Origin of the sequence: Amycolatopsis acidicola (assembly GCF_007713735.2) — a bacterium.
GTDB lineage: Bacteria > Actinomycetota > Actinomycetes > Mycobacteriales > Pseudonocardiaceae > Amycolatopsis_E > Amycolatopsis_E acidicola.
On sequence record NZ_VMNW02000045.1, the window covers coordinates 22,390 to 36,079 of the forward strand.

At 70.2% G+C, this 13,690-nt stretch carries 13 protein-coding genes; 10 read left to right on the forward strand and 3 right to left on the reverse strand.

Features of this window, described 5'->3' with window-relative positions; translation table 11 throughout:
- Positions 1-6: 6 nt before the first annotated feature.
- Genes FPZ12_RS26330 through FPZ12_RS26345 form a run of 4 tightly spaced genes read left to right on the forward strand, consistent with a single transcriptional unit; the run spans position 7 to position 4,664 of the window.
- Entirely contained in the window at positions 7-1,134 is a 1,128-nt protein-coding gene (locus tag FPZ12_RS26330) for an FAD-dependent oxidoreductase (protein WP_144748461.1), read from the forward strand.
- On the forward strand, positions 1,131-2,027 hold the full coding sequence (locus FPZ12_RS26335) for an alpha/beta hydrolase (RefSeq protein ID WP_144748460.1): 897 nt from the start codon (positions 1,131-1,133) through the stop codon (positions 2,025-2,027). The genes FPZ12_RS26330 and FPZ12_RS26335 overlap by 4 nt, the downstream gene beginning before the upstream one ends.
- A gap of 14 nt (positions 2,028-2,041) precedes the next feature.
- Positions 2,042-2,962, forward strand: a complete 921-nt coding sequence (locus FPZ12_RS26340; RefSeq protein ID WP_144748459.1) for an MBL fold metallo-hydrolase — start codon at positions 2,042-2,044, stop codon at positions 2,960-2,962.
- Positions 2,955-4,664, forward strand: coding sequence for a CocE/NonD family hydrolase (locus FPZ12_RS26345; RefSeq protein WP_144748458.1), 1,710 nt, complete (start codon positions 2,955-2,957; stop codon positions 4,662-4,664). The genes FPZ12_RS26340 and FPZ12_RS26345 overlap by 8 nt, the downstream gene beginning before the upstream one ends.
- Here the strand turns inward: FPZ12_RS26345 and FPZ12_RS45705 are convergent.
- Complete coding sequence (locus tag FPZ12_RS45705; protein WP_166462911.1) at positions 4,635-5,069, reverse strand: SRPBCC family protein; 435 nt, start codon at positions 5,067-5,069, stop codon at positions 4,635-4,637. The two genes, FPZ12_RS26345 and FPZ12_RS45705, sit on opposite strands and share 30 nt — an antisense overlap.
- A gap of 75 nt (positions 5,070-5,144) precedes the next feature.
- Between FPZ12_RS45705 and FPZ12_RS45710 the strand changes: the two genes are divergently transcribed.
- Positions 5,145-5,690 (forward strand): TetR/AcrR family transcriptional regulator, encoded by a 546-nt coding sequence (locus FPZ12_RS45710; RefSeq protein WP_166462912.1) that lies wholly within the window; start codon positions 5,145-5,147, stop codon positions 5,688-5,690.
- Between the two features lie 60 nt (positions 5,691-5,750).
- Here the strand turns inward: FPZ12_RS45710 and FPZ12_RS26360 are convergent, their stop codons facing one another.
- Positions 5,751-7,094, reverse strand: coding sequence for a GntP family permease (locus FPZ12_RS26360; RefSeq protein ID WP_144748455.1), 1,344 nt, complete (start codon positions 7,092-7,094; stop codon positions 5,751-5,753).
- Positions 7,091-8,383: a homoserine dehydrogenase gene (locus FPZ12_RS26365; protein ID WP_144748454.1), complete on the reverse strand. Its 1,293-nt coding sequence runs from the start codon at positions 8,381-8,383 to the stop codon at positions 7,091-7,093. The genes FPZ12_RS26360 and FPZ12_RS26365 overlap by 4 nt, the downstream gene beginning before the upstream one ends.
- Positions 8,384-8,486: 103 nt before the next feature.
- On the opposite strand from FPZ12_RS26365, the gene otnK reads away from it, so the two are divergent.
- From otnK to FPZ12_RS26390, 5 genes are all read left to right on the forward strand, one after another.
- Positions 8,487-9,701 carry a 3-oxo-tetronate kinase gene (gene otnK, locus FPZ12_RS26370; protein ID WP_144748453.1) on the forward strand — a complete coding sequence of 405 codons (1,215 nt, stop codon included), beginning with the start codon at positions 8,487-8,489 and terminating at the stop codon, positions 9,699-9,701.
- Complete coding sequence (locus tag FPZ12_RS26375) at positions 9,698-10,336, forward strand: class II aldolase/adducin family protein (protein WP_144748452.1); 639 nt, start codon at positions 9,698-9,700, stop codon at positions 10,334-10,336. The genes otnK and FPZ12_RS26375 overlap by 4 nt, the downstream gene beginning before the upstream one ends.
- 23 nt (positions 10,337-10,359) lie before the next feature.
- Positions 10,360-11,160: a DeoR/GlpR family DNA-binding transcription regulator gene (locus tag FPZ12_RS26380; RefSeq protein ID WP_144748451.1), complete on the forward strand. Its 801-nt coding sequence runs from the start codon at positions 10,360-10,362 to the stop codon at positions 11,158-11,160.
- A 450-nt stretch (positions 11,161-11,610) separates the two neighbouring features.
- Positions 11,611-13,275: a hypothetical protein gene (locus FPZ12_RS26385; RefSeq protein ID WP_144748450.1), complete on the forward strand. Its 1,665-nt coding sequence runs from the start codon at positions 11,611-11,613 to the stop codon at positions 13,273-13,275.
- A gap of 39 nt (positions 13,276-13,314) precedes the next feature.
- Positions 13,315-13,674 (forward strand): VOC family protein, encoded by a 360-nt coding sequence (locus tag FPZ12_RS26390; protein ID WP_144748449.1) that lies wholly within the window; start codon positions 13,315-13,317, stop codon positions 13,672-13,674.
- Positions 13,675-13,690 lie beyond the last annotated feature (16 nt).

Sequence of the window (13,690 nt, forward strand, 5' to 3'; positions counted from 1 at the left end):
AGACCCATGCAGACTTCCACGTTGCAGGACCTGGACATCGCCGTCGTCGGCGCGGGATACGGCGGCGCCGCCGCGGCCAAGGCGCTGACGCTGCTCGGCGCGAACGTCCAGGTCTACGAGCAGGCCACCCGGATCCGCGAGGTCGGCGCCGGGATCGGGCTGCGCCCGCCGACCCTGGAGCTGTTCCGCGCCTGGGGGATCTTCGACGACATGGCGGCGGTCAGCTCGCCCAGCGACTACTTCGAGATCCTCGACGCCACCGGCGGCCGCATCATGATCGAGGAATGGCCGGGGATCAACGACTACGCGCTGCCGAACAAAACCCGGCTGATCCACCGCGGCGACTTCATCGAGACCTTCCTGAAGGTGCTGCCTGCCGAGCGCGTGCACCTCGGGCACAAGATGGAGACGATCACCGACCACGGCGACAAGGCGACGGTGCGCTTCGCGAACGGCGTGGAGGTGACCGCCGACCTCGTGATCGGCGCGGACGGCATCCGTTCCCTCGTGCGGCAGCAGTTGTTCGCCGACCGCGAGCCGGTCTACTCGGGCGAGCACGCCTACCGCATCGTGATCCCGGCCGACGACGCGTACGGGCTGGTCGTCGACGACAACCTCCGGATGTACCTCGACGACAAGGGCACGAAGGTCTACTTTCTCCCGCTGCGCCACCGCAACCAGCTCTCCTACGACATCACGGCGCTGTCCGAAGACGCGTCGTGGTCGCCGGAGATCACCAAGGAGCAGCTGGTCGAGCTGATGGGCGGCTTCGACCAGCGGCTCGTCGACATCACCCGCAACCTCGACATGAGCCGGCTCAACTGCCGCGCGGTGTTCGACATCGACCCGGTCGACGTATGGCATTCGGATGCGGTCACGCTGCTCGGCGACGCCGCGCACGCGATGCTGCACCACCAGGGCCAGGGCGCGAACCAGGCGATCCAGGACGCGGGCGGGCTCGCGGACGCCTTGCGGGAAGCCGATTCCGTGCGGGAGGCGCTCGCGTTGTTCCAGGAGAAGCGCAAGCCGGTCACCGACGAGCTGCAGCGCATCTCACGTCAGTCATGGGACGCGGAGAAGGTCGACGACGTGTTCCCTGGCCAGAAGCCCGCGACCGTGGGGGTGAAGCCGTGACCCTGCACCCGAAGATCGCCGAGGCGCTCGCCTCCATGCCGGCGCCGCCGCCCGGCCCACCGGATCCGCAGGTCCTGCGCGCCGCCGAAGAAGCCGAAGTCGTGCTGCCGGAGGAACGGCTTCCGCTGTCCAAAGTGGAGGATGTCAAGGCCGGCGACGTTCCGGTGCGCGTCTACACGCCGGAAGAGGCCGACGGCGTGCTGGTCTACTTCCACGGCGGCGCGTTCTTCCTCGGTGGCCTGGAAACGCACGACCACGTCGCGCGTTCGCTGGCGAAGGAGACCGGTCGTCAGGTGGTCTCGGTCGGCTACCGGCGGGCGCCCGAAGCGGCTTACCCGGCCGGGCTCCAGGACTGCTACGCGGCAGTGCGCTGGGCGGTGGAAAACCTTGCGGTGGAAGGGAAAACGCTTGCCCTCGCGGGGGACAGCTCGGGTGGCACGTTCGCCGCCGCCGTCGCCGCGATGGCCCACGACGACGGCTTCGACCGCATCACCCATCAGATCCTGTACTACCCCTCGCTGGATCTCGACTTCGACGTCGACCGCTACGCGTCGCTGCGGGAGAACGCCGAAGGGTACGGCCTGGAGACGGCCGGTTTGAAGCCCTTCAACGCCTTCTACCTCCAGAGCGGGGCCGACCCGGCGGACCCGCTCGTCTCGCCGATGAAGCGCAAGGACCTCACCGGCCTGCCTCCCGCGCTGATCGTCACGGCCGAGCACGACCCGCTGCGCGACGAGGGCGAGCTGTACGGCCTGCGGTTGAAGGACGCGGGCGTGGACGTGACGGTCAGCCGGTACGAGGGCGCCGGGCACGGGTTCGTCCAGCACTTCTCCTGGATCCCGGAGTACCACCGGGTCTTCGGGGAGACCCGCGAGTTCCTGAACCGGCGTTGAGAGGAGAGACCGAAGTGGACGTTCATCCGCTGTTCTCGCCGTGGGGCCGGTTCGGGCTCTACAGCTTCTTCATCGACGCCCCGGAACCGGCCATTGTGGACACCGGCATCGCGTCCTCGCCCGCCGAAGGCATGGCGCCCGCGCTCGAAGCGATCGGGCGCCGGATCGAGGACGTGCGCTGGATCCTGCTGACCCACGGCCACATCGACCACGTCGGCGGCGCGCACGCGTTGTGGGAGCTGACCGGCAGGCGGGCGCAGGTCGTGATCCACGAGGCCGACGCGCCGCTGCTGCGCTCGCGCCGGGCGCACGTGGAGAACTACCTCGACGTGCGGCAGCAGTACCTGAACGACCCCGAGGGTGAGGCGAAGCAGACCGCCGCGGCGAACGCCGTCATCTCCGGTGAGCTGGAGCCGACCGTGCTCGTCAAGGGTGGCGAAAAGCTTTCCCTCGGCGGGGATGTCACGGTGTCGGTGCACGCGATCCCCGGCCACACCGCGGGTTCCGTCGCCTACGCCGTGGACGGTCACGTGTTCACCGGCGACGCGGTGCAGGTGCACGGCGCAGCCAACGGCTTCCCCGGGTACGAGGATCCGTTGGCGTATCGGGAAAGCCTGCGGTATCTGCGGGACGAAGTCCGCCCGGAACACCTGTACCTCGGGCATCCCTACCGGCGCGCGGATGGCGTGGCGTACGGCGTCGAGCTCGACAATGAGCAGGCGAGGGAAGCGCTGGAGCAGAGCCTCGAAATCGAGGCACGCGTGAGCGAGGCCGCGCGGCGTTGCCTCAAGAACGGCTTGCAGGACACGGATTCCCCGTACTCGCCGTTCGCCCCGGTGGCCGAAGAGGTCGGCTACACCGGCGATCCGACGCTCGAGCCGTCCCCGTTCTTCACGACGCTGCACGGCTACCGGACAAGGAGCACAGATGACTGAGTTCGAACTGGACGCGGGCGGGCGGAAGATCGCCGTCCGCAAGGATCTCCGGGTGCCGATGCGCGACGGCGTCACCCTCGTCGCCGACAGCTACAGCGGCGTCGAGGACAAGCCGCGGCCCGCGCTCGTGGCGCTGAGCCCGTACGGCAAGGAGTTGCAAGCGCTTGCGCTGACCACGCCGCCGCAGCGGAGGCCAAGCCCGATGTGGGACGGCTGCATCGAAGCGGGCGACATCGCGCGCGTGGTCGAGGAGGACTACGTCCACGTCATCGGTGACCTGCGTGGTTCCGGTGGGTCCGAGGGCGAGCACATCGGCAACTACAACGCCGGGGGAGTCTCGCTCGGGCAAGACGCGTACGACTTCATCGAGTGGGTCGCCGCGCAGCCCTGGTGCGACGGGAACGTCGGCATGATCGGCATCTCCTACTACGGCTCGATGCAGGTGCTGGCCGCGGCCGAACGCCCGCCGCACCTCAAGGCGATCTTCGTCAGCGGCGGGCACTACGACTTCTACGAGACCACGTACCACGGCGGCATCATGTGGTTCATGCCGCGCGCGGCGCGCGAAGGGCGTGGCGGGGACTCGGGCTGGGCGTTCACCGACCGGGTCAAGTCGCGGATGCTGGAGGCCTACTCGCCCGAGGAGATCAAGGCGCGGGTCGAGAAACGCCTGCGGGACCCTGATGTCGCGGCGTGGCCGAACCTCGTGCACGTGCTGCACTACCCGAAGCACCACGAGGCGTGGTTCGACATCATCACGAACGAAGTCGACGGGGAGTGGTACGAGGAGCGCAACCCCGTGACGCTGGCGCCGAACATCGAAATCCCGGTGTGGCTGCAGATCGACCAGGGCCGCGGCTGGACGATGGACGGCACGATCGAGCTGTTCGATTCCCTGCGGGGGCCGAAGAAACTGGACATCGGCCCGTACCCGCCGATGCAGTCGCGGCCCTTCGTCGAAGAGCACGACAAGATGTTCCGGTGGTACGACTACTGGCTCAAGGGCATCGACAACGGGGTCATGGACGAGCCCGCGGTGAGCGTGTTCGTCGAGGGCAGCCGTGAGCGGGTGACCGGGGATCACTGGCCGCCCAAGGAAGTGGAGTACCGGTCGCTGTACCTCCGGCCGCGGCGCAAGCTGTCGTTCGAGCCGGAGCCGATGGGCGCGGAGTACGCCGCCCCGGACGGCTTCTACCAGGCGCCGCTGACGGTCACCGACAAGGTCGAGATCCTCAGCTGGAGCACGGAACCGTTCGAGGAAGCCACGGAGCTGGCCGGCACCGGCGCGGCGCACCTGTTCGCGGAGATCGACCAGGACGACACGAACTTCATCCTGCGCCTGTGGGACTCCGCCCCGGACGGCAAACGGCAGCTCATTACCACCGGCTACCTCAAGGCCTCGCACCGGGAGCTGGACGAGCGCACCACGGAAGGCAATCCGTACCACCCGCACACGCGTGCCGTGCCGGTGGAGCCGGGGAAGATCGAGGAGTACGTGCTGCGTGTGTATCCGTTCGCCGCCAGTTTCCGGCCGGGGCACCGGCTGGTGGTGGAGCTGTCGAACGACGAGCCGCTGGCGGACGCGCACAACGCGCTGCTGCCGCCGGACGCCTTCCACCTGCCCGTGGGGCGCCCCGTCACACACAAGATCTACCGCGACGCGACACACCCTTCACGGCTGGTGCTGCCCTTCACCCGTTAAGCGGCGGCTCAGTGCCGCGGCCTCCTCGTCGACCATGCTCTTGATCTTGCCGGCGCCGAGTCTGCCGAGGAGGCCGCCGACCGGCCCGGTCATGGTGAAACTGAGCCGGACGGTGCAGGACCGCGGGCCCTCCGGGGTGATCACGTGGTCGGCGGCCTGGCGCACCCCGCCGCGGGCGCTGCCCCAGCGGAACCTGTGCCCCGGCTCGAAGACGTCGACGGTGTAGCGCACAGGGTTGCGGCCGGGCTGCTTGAGCGTGACATTTTGCCCTGCCTCGGTGATCGGGCCGGCGGCGTGGACGGATTCGACCGTGGGCGTCCAGCCGGGCCACTGCCGCACGTCGGTCAGCAGCTCCCAGACGGCGGTGGCGGCGACCGGGAGCGAGAAGGATGTGGTGTAGTGCACGAGTCCTCCGTTGACCATCTGGTCTAACTGGGGATAGTAGACCACATGGTCAACGGAGGACGGTAGAGTCTTTTCATGGCAACGAGTCCCCGGGGTGCCCAGGCGCGGCGGCGGCTGGCCGGATCCGCGCTCGATCACCTGCTCGCCGACGGCAGCCCTGACCAGAGCCTCCGGGCGTTCGCGACAGCGCTGGACGTGAGCCATTCCCTGCTGCTGTACCACTTCTCGTCGGCCGCCGGGCTGCTCGCCGAGGTACACCGCCTCGGGGAGCAGCGGCAGCGGGACCATTTGACGGCGCTGCGCGTCCGGTCGCCGGACCCGCGGGCGGTGATGAACGCGATGTGGAAGCACCTCGCCGCGCCGGAGATGTGGCCGCTGTACCGCGTCGGTTTCGCGCTCCAGCTCCGGGACGATGTGTCGACCCCGGACGAGGAACGCGCGGCGTGGGCCGAGGTCCTCATCCCGGTGCTCCGCGATCTGGGCTTCACCCCAGCCCACGCCCGGGACGAGGCGCTCCTGTGGGTCGCCACCTGCCGCGGGTTGCTGTGGGAGCTGGTGACCGGCGCCGACGAGAAGTCCGTACACCGCGCCGCGCGGCGGTTTTTCGCGCACTACCGCTGACGGACCGGTGTCACACGGGCAGCTTCGGCCAGAGGTCGGCGCCACCGGCCGCCCCGGGGGTCAGACGAAGATCGACAGCACCAGCACCCCGGCGAGCCCGATCACCGACTGCAGCGAAAGCATCAGGCTCCAGGTGCGGAAGGTCTGCTTGACCGACAGCTGGAAGTACTCCTTGAACAGCCAGAACCCGGAGTCGTTGACGTGCGAGAGCATCACCGAACCGGAAGCCGTCGCCAGCACCAGCAGTTCGGGCGAGATCGAGGGGTTCGCCATCGCGAGCGGGGCGACGATCCCGGCCGCGGTGACCGTGGCGACGGTGGCCGAGCCGAGGCAGATTCGCAGCAGCGCGGCGATCACCCAGGCCAGCACCAGCGCCGGAATGTGCCACCCCTGCGCGAAGTCCACGATCACGTCGCTGACGCCGGTCTTGGACAGCATCTCCGCGAGACCACCACCGGCGCCGACGATCAGCAGCACCGGCCCGACCGTCTTCAGCCCCGAACCGGCCACGCCCTGCACCGCGCCGATCGACATGCCCGATGCCTTGCCGAGCCCGATCAGCGCCACCACGACCGACAGGACCAGCGCGACGACCGGGTCGTCACAGAACGAGAACACGGTGTGCGCGAAGGAACCGTCGGCGGTGTTGTCCACTCCCAGCGCGCCGATCACGAGCAGCACCGGCGGCAGCAGTACGACACCCAGCGACAGCCACAGCGGCGGCTGCCGGTCCGACTTCTGTTCGGCCCCCGCGGCCGGGCCCGCGTTCAGGTCCGGCGCCGGCCCGAACCAGCGGCTGGCCACCTTCGTCAGCAGCGGGCCGCAGATCAGGATCGTCGGCACGGCCACGATGAGGCCGAGCGCCAGCGTCAACCCGAAACTGGCGTGGTAGGCGCTGACCGCCGCGGTGGGCGAGGGGTGCGGCGGCAGCAGGCCGTGCGCGGTGTAGATCCCGGCGGCCAGCGGCATCCCGACGAACAACAGGTGGCTGCCCGTGCGCCGGGCGAGCGCGTAAGCCAGCGGCACCAGCATCACGAAGCTGACGTCGAAGATGTTCGGCAGCCCGATGATCAGCGCCGCCACCGCGATACTGATCGGGATCCACTTCGCCGGCCGGTTCCCCACGAAGGCGTCCGCGATCCGGTTCGCGCCGCCGGTGCCGGTGATGATCGCGCCCAGCAACGAGCCGAGCCCGATCACCGGCGCGGTATCGGAAAGCGTGTCCCCGAAACCCGATTCGAAGGCGTCGACCGTGCCGCCGACCCCGAGCCCGCTGGCGAAGCCGAGCAGGACCGCGCCCAGCAGCAGCGCCAGGAACGGGTTCATCTTGAACTTCGCGATCGCGACGACGACCAGGACGATCGCGACCGCGGCGAAGATCAGGTGCAGTTCGTTCGCGCTCATCGGGCCTCACCCCGGAACAGCGCGGCGGCGGTCTCGTCGTAGCCGGTCACGTCGCCGAAGCCGAGCACGTGCCCGGCCGGGACCTCGCGCACCAGGCGGGCGCCACCGAGCAGGTAGAAGGGCAGGGTGTCGTCCTGTTTCGCTTGCCGCACCAGGGGATCCACCCCGTCGACCTCGTGGTGATGGCCCTCGACGGCGAACGCGTCCCCGGCGCGGAAGGCGCGGGCGGTGCGTCCGGCGAGGACTGAATGCCTTGCGGGAGCAGGGACTTCGGAGCCGTGCACCGCAGCCGCGATCGTCAACGGTGTCTCCACGCCCATCAGGTGGTACGGCCAGAACACGCAGGCATACCGGCCGTCCCGGCTGACCACGTGCCCCTTGCCCGCGAGCATCCGCCAGGTCTCCGCGTCGCCCGTGCGGACGACGGCGAACACCCCGCCCGCGAAGCTCGCTTCGCCGGGCAGTCGCAGCGCGGAGAAGACGTCGAGCGAGCGAGGCGTCCCGATCAGGCCGCCGTGCTCGCGTTCGGCGTAGATGTCGGCGAGTTCGGCCGGGCGGGCGACGGGGTAGTGCATCTCCTCGGCGTCCACCGGCGCCCCGGTGTACAGGGAAACGACGGTCATTTCGCAGTAGTCAGCGGCGGCGCGAAGCTTCAGCGGCGCCACGAGCTCGGCGCGCGCGGCCAGCGTGTCACGCGGGTTTTCGCCCAGCCGCAGCAGATCCGCCATGCCGGGGGCGTCGATCGTGCTGTCGAGCTGGGTCACGGTGCCGGCCGCGGGGTCGAAGACCAGGTCGTACTCGCTGGACTTCCCGAGCGCGACGATCTCCAGCCCGACCCGCTCGACCCACGACACGAGGCGGACGAGGTTCGCGGGCTGGTCGCCGTCACCCGGCAGATACCGGACACCCGCCGCGGCCGCGGTCTCGGCCAGCGCGACACCGGCGACCGTCTCGACCTCCTTGCTCACCATCACGACGTGGCAGCCGTGGGCGATCGCGGCACGGGCGTACCCGACCCCGGCGCCGACCCGGCCGGTCGCCTCGACGAGAACGTCCACTTCGGACCAATCGACCGCGGATCCGTCCGCCACGACGGGAATCCCGGGGAGGCCGAGCTCGGCGAGCATCGCGCGCACGCCCTCGGTATCGGGGTCGACGAGCACGGCCGGGGTCATGTCACCGACGGATTTCAGCTGGGCCAGCAGCGTGCGGCCGTAGCCGCCGCGCGCCCCGGTCAAGGCGACCCTGATCGGGCCGCCGCGGTTCGTTGCTTCGTGCTGGATCACCATCGGTCCTCGCTGTGCTCGTCCTGTACCCACACTGTAACATCGACTGTACAAATTCAGATAAGATATTCACATATCATCACATGCCGCAGGTCAGGAGGAAGTAGTGCCCGAGATCGGGGTCCTCGCCGACGACTTCACCGGCGCGACCGACATCGCGACCGCGTACGCGTCCCGCGGCTACCGGCCGGTCGTGCTGACCGATCCGGCGGGGGAGGCGGGGGCGGACGCCGACGTCGTCGTGGCCGCGTTGAAGACGCGCACGGCGCCGGTCGAGGAGGCCGTCGCTGTGTCGCTGGCGGCGTTCGACCGGCTGCGCGCGCTGGGTTGCGAGCGGTTCGTGTTCAAGTACTGCTCGACGTTCGACTCCACCGACCGCGGCAACATCGGCCCGGTGCTCGACGCGCTCGTGGACCGCACCGGCGCGCGCCACGTCGTGGTCGTGCCCGCGTTCCCGGCCAACGGGCGGACGGTCTACCAGGGGCAGCTCTTCGTCGGCGACCAGCTGCTGGAGAACTCGCCGATGCGCCACCACCCGCTCACCCCGATGACGCGGTCCCGGCTCGCGGAGATCCTCCGGCCGCAGACCCGCCAGAGCGTCGGCGAGATCCACCTCGACGTCGTCCGCGCCGGGAAGCTGCGCGAGGCCATCGACGCGGCCGCCGAGCGTTACCTCGTACTGGACGTGATCACCGACGAAGATCTCGTGGCCATCGCCGAAGCCACTGCGGGCGACGTGCTCGTGTCGGGCGGAGCGGGCCTCGCGCTGGGTGCGCCTGCTGGAGGGAGCGACCCGGCACAGGCCTGGGAAGCGCCTGCGGGAAGGCGATTGGTGGTGTGCGGCAGCGCATCCGCCCGCACCAGGGAACAGGTCGCGTACGCGGCGGCGCACGGGCAGCCGATGCTTCGGCTCGATGTGCCCGGGCTCGCCGAACGGCCGGAAGAAGTCGTTCAGTCCAGTTTGGACTGGTTCGAGCGGCAGGATCCCGCGAGCGCGCCGGTGATCTACTCGGTCGGCGAGCCCGGCGATGTGCGATCGGGCCCGGAAACCGCCGCGCGGACGGAAAAAGCGCTCGCCGCGATCGTGTCCGGGGCGGTGCGTCGTGGAGTCACTCGGTGCATCGTCGCGGGTGGCGAGACTTCGGGCGCCGTGGTCGGGCGGCTCGGGATCGCCGCGCTGCGCATCGGAAGCCCGATCGCGCCGGGCGTGTGCTGGGCCGAAGGTGTTACGGGGGAAGGGGATCGCGTGGCACTCGCCCTGAAATCGGGAAACTTCGGCGAGCCAGGGATGTTCGCCACGGCCTGGGAGGTGCTCCGGTGATCGATCAGCTCGTCGAGGCCGGGCGCCGGCTCGCCGCCGCCGGGATCAGCCCTGGTACGAGCGGGAACCTCAGCGTGCGCGACGGGGACCGGATGCTGATCACCGGCACGGGCGCGGACCTGGGCAGGCTGAGCGAAGCGGACGTCGCCGAGGTCGGGATGGACGGGGGCCGGCTCGGCGGGCCGCGACCGTCCAAAGAGGTCTCCGTGCACCTCGCGATGTACGAGCGGAATCCCGGGCATACCGCCACGGTGCACGTCCATTCGCCGCACGCGGTCGCCGTCGCCTGCCTGCCGCCGTGGTCCGAGGCGAGCGCGCTGCCGCCGCTCACGCCGTACTTCGTGATGCGCGTCGGGCAGACTCCGCTGATCCCGTACCGCGCGCCGGGCGACCCTGAGCTCGGCACGCTGATCGCCGGGCACCCGCTGGCGTTCCGCGCGGCGCTGCTCGCGAACCACGGGCAGGTCACCAGCGGCACCGGCCTCGACGACGCGCTGACCGCCGCCGTCGAACTCGAGGAGACCTGCCGGATCGCCCTGCTCACCGACGGCAGGGCGCCGCGCACGCTGGACGCCGCCGCGATCGCGGAGCTGACGCGGCGGAACGGCACCAGCTGGGACACGCCCGCTCGATAGACTGTGCGACGAGGAGGTCGGAGATGGCAGAGGCACCGCCGCTGATCCCGGAGCAGCGGCGGGATCTGATCCTGGGGCAGCTGCGCCGGGATTCCGTGCTCAGCTACCGGCAGCTGGCGAAGCTCGTCGGCGTCAGCCACATGACGATCCGGCGTGACGTCGCGGAGCTGGAGCGGCAGGGCAAGGTCGTGGCGACGCAGGGTGGCGCGAAGATCGTGGCGCGGGTGGCCACGGAGCCGCCGCGCACCGAGAAGGCCGCCGCGGACGTGTGGCAGAAGGACGCGATGGCCCGGTACGCGGCGGGCCTGGTGCGCGAGTCGATGACCATCTACCTCGACGCCGGGACCACGCTGCAGGCGATGCGGCCGTACCTGCAGGATTTCGGCGATCTCACGGTGGTGACCAACGACCTCGTGATCGCTTCGTCGTATCTGGACCACCCGGCGATCGAGATCATCACGCTCGGCGGCCGGGTCGAGAAGCGGAACTCCTCGACCGTCGGCCGGATCCCGGCGCTGGCGCTGCGCGAGCTGTCGCTGGACATCGCCTTCCTGACCAGCAGCTCGTGGGACCTGCGGCGCGGGGTGACCATCCCGGCGGAGTCGAAGGTGGAGCCCAAGAAGGCCGCCGTCGCCGCCGCGACCACGCCCGTGCTGGTCGCCGCGAGCTCGAAGTACGGCACCTTCGGCAGGTACCGGATCCTCGGCCTGGACGACCTGGACCTCATCATCACCGACGACGGCCTCCCGGCCGACGACGCGGCGGAAATCCAGGCACGGTGCGGGGTTTCCGTCGAGCGCACCTCGGCGGCGGAGGAGTCGTAAGGACTCTCCCCGGTCCCGTGACCGCCGGTCGCCGCCCGGCGGTCGGTGGGCCCGCGCGACGCTCGCCGGTCGGTGGGCCCGCGCGCGCTCGCCATGTTGGCCGCTCCCGCGCGCGTGTTGGCCGCTCCCGTCGGTGTGTTTGCGGTTCCCGGCGGAATGTTTGCCGTTTCCGTCCGTGTGTCTGCTGTTCCCGGCTCGCATCCGCGACCGCCCGGGCCACCACATCGTCCACGGCAGCCAACACACTCGCGGGGGCGGCCAACGCATCGACGGGGGCGGCAAACACGCGCGCGGGGGCGGCCAACGCATCGACGGGGGCGGCAAACACGGCCGGACGGCGAACTTTCCACGCGGTTCCCCCGTTTTTCGTTGCCGCCCAACGGAATTCGTGCCAGTCCGCATTCCCCCGGAAGCGGGGTTCCGGTGCTGAACCTTGTGTAATACTTGCTTGTGCTGATCAAGGACGCGCCCGCCGCGCGCCGAAGACGGAGACGAAGATCGTGGCTGCTGCTGGTGCCCTTGGCGTTGGTGGCAGCGGGATGCTCGGCGTGGCTGGGGCTGAACTTCGACATCCGTTACGTGTTCGGCGGTCTGCGCGCGGGCCCGGGATCCGTGTTCGACACCTTCGTGCACCGGCCGCTCGCGTACCGGCTCGTGGCGTGGGTGCTGGATCTGGGGCCGTCGCTGGTGACCCCGGGAAACCGGTCGGGCCTGGTCGCGGAGGCACTCGTCCGCGTGGAGGCGCTGCTGTGGGTCACGGCGGTGTGCGTGGGGTTGCGGGCGGGGCTGCGGCGCTACCGGCCGGGCCGGTTGCCGGTGCTGGTATCGGTGGCCGTGTGGTGCGCGTTCGCGTTGTGCCCGAACTGGACTTTCCTCGAACCTGACTGGGCGGGCGCGTTATGGGCGACCGCGGCGATCGGCGCCGCGTTGACGCCCAAGCGCCTGTCCGTCGCCGGCCCGGTCGCGGGCTTGCTGGTTTTGCTTTGCGTGGCCACGAAACTGACGACAGCGCCGTACGCCCTGATGGCCGGCGGCGTGGTGTGGCTGCTGGACCGCCGCCGCGCGTATGTCGTGACCGGCTGGTCGGCGGGGCTCGTTTCGGTGTGGCTGCTGGGAACCTGGCTCTTCCTGCCGCTGGAATGGCAGTGGCTGCACGACATGTCCGCGCTGGTGCCGACCTCGCCGCTACGGCTGGGGCTCGGCGGGATGGACTGGCGCGGGTTCGTCGGGTCGGCCGCGAACGTGCTCGTCGTTTCGCCGGTGATCCTGGTGATCCCGGCGGCGACGGTGGTGCTGGCGCGCGTCGTGGCGCGGCCGCGGTGGCTGGTGTGCGGGGTGGCGGCGGCGGTCGTGCTGGCGACGGTGCCGGTGATCGGGCAGGGCGAGTGGTACCTGTACCAGTGGGTCGCGCTGCTGGTGTTCGCGGCCGGGCTCGGCGCGGCGGCGATCGCGCTGGCCCCGGAGCGGACGGCGGCGGTCCTGATCCCGGCGGTCGCGGGTGGGCTGGTGTCGGCGTTCGGGCTGACGCGGTCGATGGAATGGCGGGCTTCGCACCTTCCGCATCTCGTGGGGGAGTGCGTACTCGCCGCGGCTTTGGGCGTTGCCGCGGCTTTCCTGCGCCCAACGACGCGGGGATGGCTCGCCGGGGCGATGGCGGCGCTGGTGGTGACCTTCGGGGCGGCGAACCTCCCGTCGGCCGCGTACAGCGTGACGATGGCGCACGCCGAGGACACCAACGTCTCGGAGTTCCGGGACTCGGCCGGTCTGCGCGGCGCTTTCGATGCCCTGCGCGCCCGGATCGGTTCGGGCGCCACGGTTCTGTACTTCGCGCCCGGCGAGATCAACTACCTCGTGGCGAGCCCGACGGACTGCCGGTACCCGTCCCCGGTGTGGTTGCAGCGGTCCGCCTTCCTGCCCTACGTCACGGATTTCGCCAGCTACCACGACAATGTGTCCTGTTTGGACACCGCGGAGGACTACCTGATGGTGGCCGAGTACTGGTTCGACCTGCCCGGCCAGCAGGACGCCGTGCAGGCGCGGGTCGACGAGCTCTACGACTGCGACCGGTCCTGGCGCGCCACCGAAAACATCTACATCTGCCCCCGCCGGACGTGATGCGCTGCGAACGGTCACGCGGTCTGCGACAGTCGGAGGATGAGCGCGCGCGTGATCGCCGTGGCCGTCGACTGCCACGAGCCGGAAACCCTGGCGGAGTTCTGGAAAGCGGCCCTGGGCTACCCGGAAACCGAACGCTGGCAGGACAGTCACGGCGTCACGTACGTGGAACTCAAGGCACCGGGCCAGGCTTCTCTGCTGTTCCAGCCGGTCCCGGAGGCGAAAACGGTGAAGAACCGGCTCCACCTCGACCTCGCGCCCGGCACCGGCGGGCAGCGGGAAGAAGTGGAACGGCTCGCGGCCCTCGGCGCGGAACTGGTCGAAGACCCGCACGACGACCCGTGGATCGTCCTCCGCGACCCCGAAGGCAACGAGTTCTGCGTGCTGCCGCCCCGCTAGGCCGAGCCGGGCGCGC

What these genes read in the sequence shown, in the direction of transcription:
- FPZ12_RS26365 (WP_144748454.1), bottom strand. Translation starts at nt 8,383, where the DNA reads ATGGTGATCCAGCACGAAGCAACGAACCGCGGCGGCCCGATCAGGGTC.
- FPZ12_RS26360 (WP_144748455.1), bottom strand. Translation starts at nt 7,094, where the DNA reads ATGAGCGCGAACGAACTGCACCTGATCTTCGCCGCGGTCGCGATCGTC.
- FPZ12_RS26330 (WP_144748461.1), top strand. Translation starts at nt 7, where the DNA reads ATGCAGACTTCCACGTTGCAGGACCTGGACATCGCCGTCGTCGGCGCG.
- FPZ12_RS45710 (WP_166462912.1), top strand. Translation starts at nt 5,145, where the DNA reads ATGGCAACGAGTCCCCGGGGTGCCCAGGCGCGGCGGCGGCTGGCCGGA.
- FPZ12_RS26380 (WP_144748451.1), top strand. Translation starts at nt 10,360, where the DNA reads ATGGCAGAGGCACCGCCGCTGATCCCGGAGCAGCGGCGGGATCTGATC.
- FPZ12_RS26345 (WP_144748458.1), top strand. Translation starts at nt 2,955, where the DNA reads ATGACTGAGTTCGAACTGGACGCGGGCGGGCGGAAGATCGCCGTCCGC.
- FPZ12_RS26390 (WP_144748449.1), top strand. Translation starts at nt 13,315, where the DNA reads ATGAGCGCGCGCGTGATCGCCGTGGCCGTCGACTGCCACGAGCCGGAA.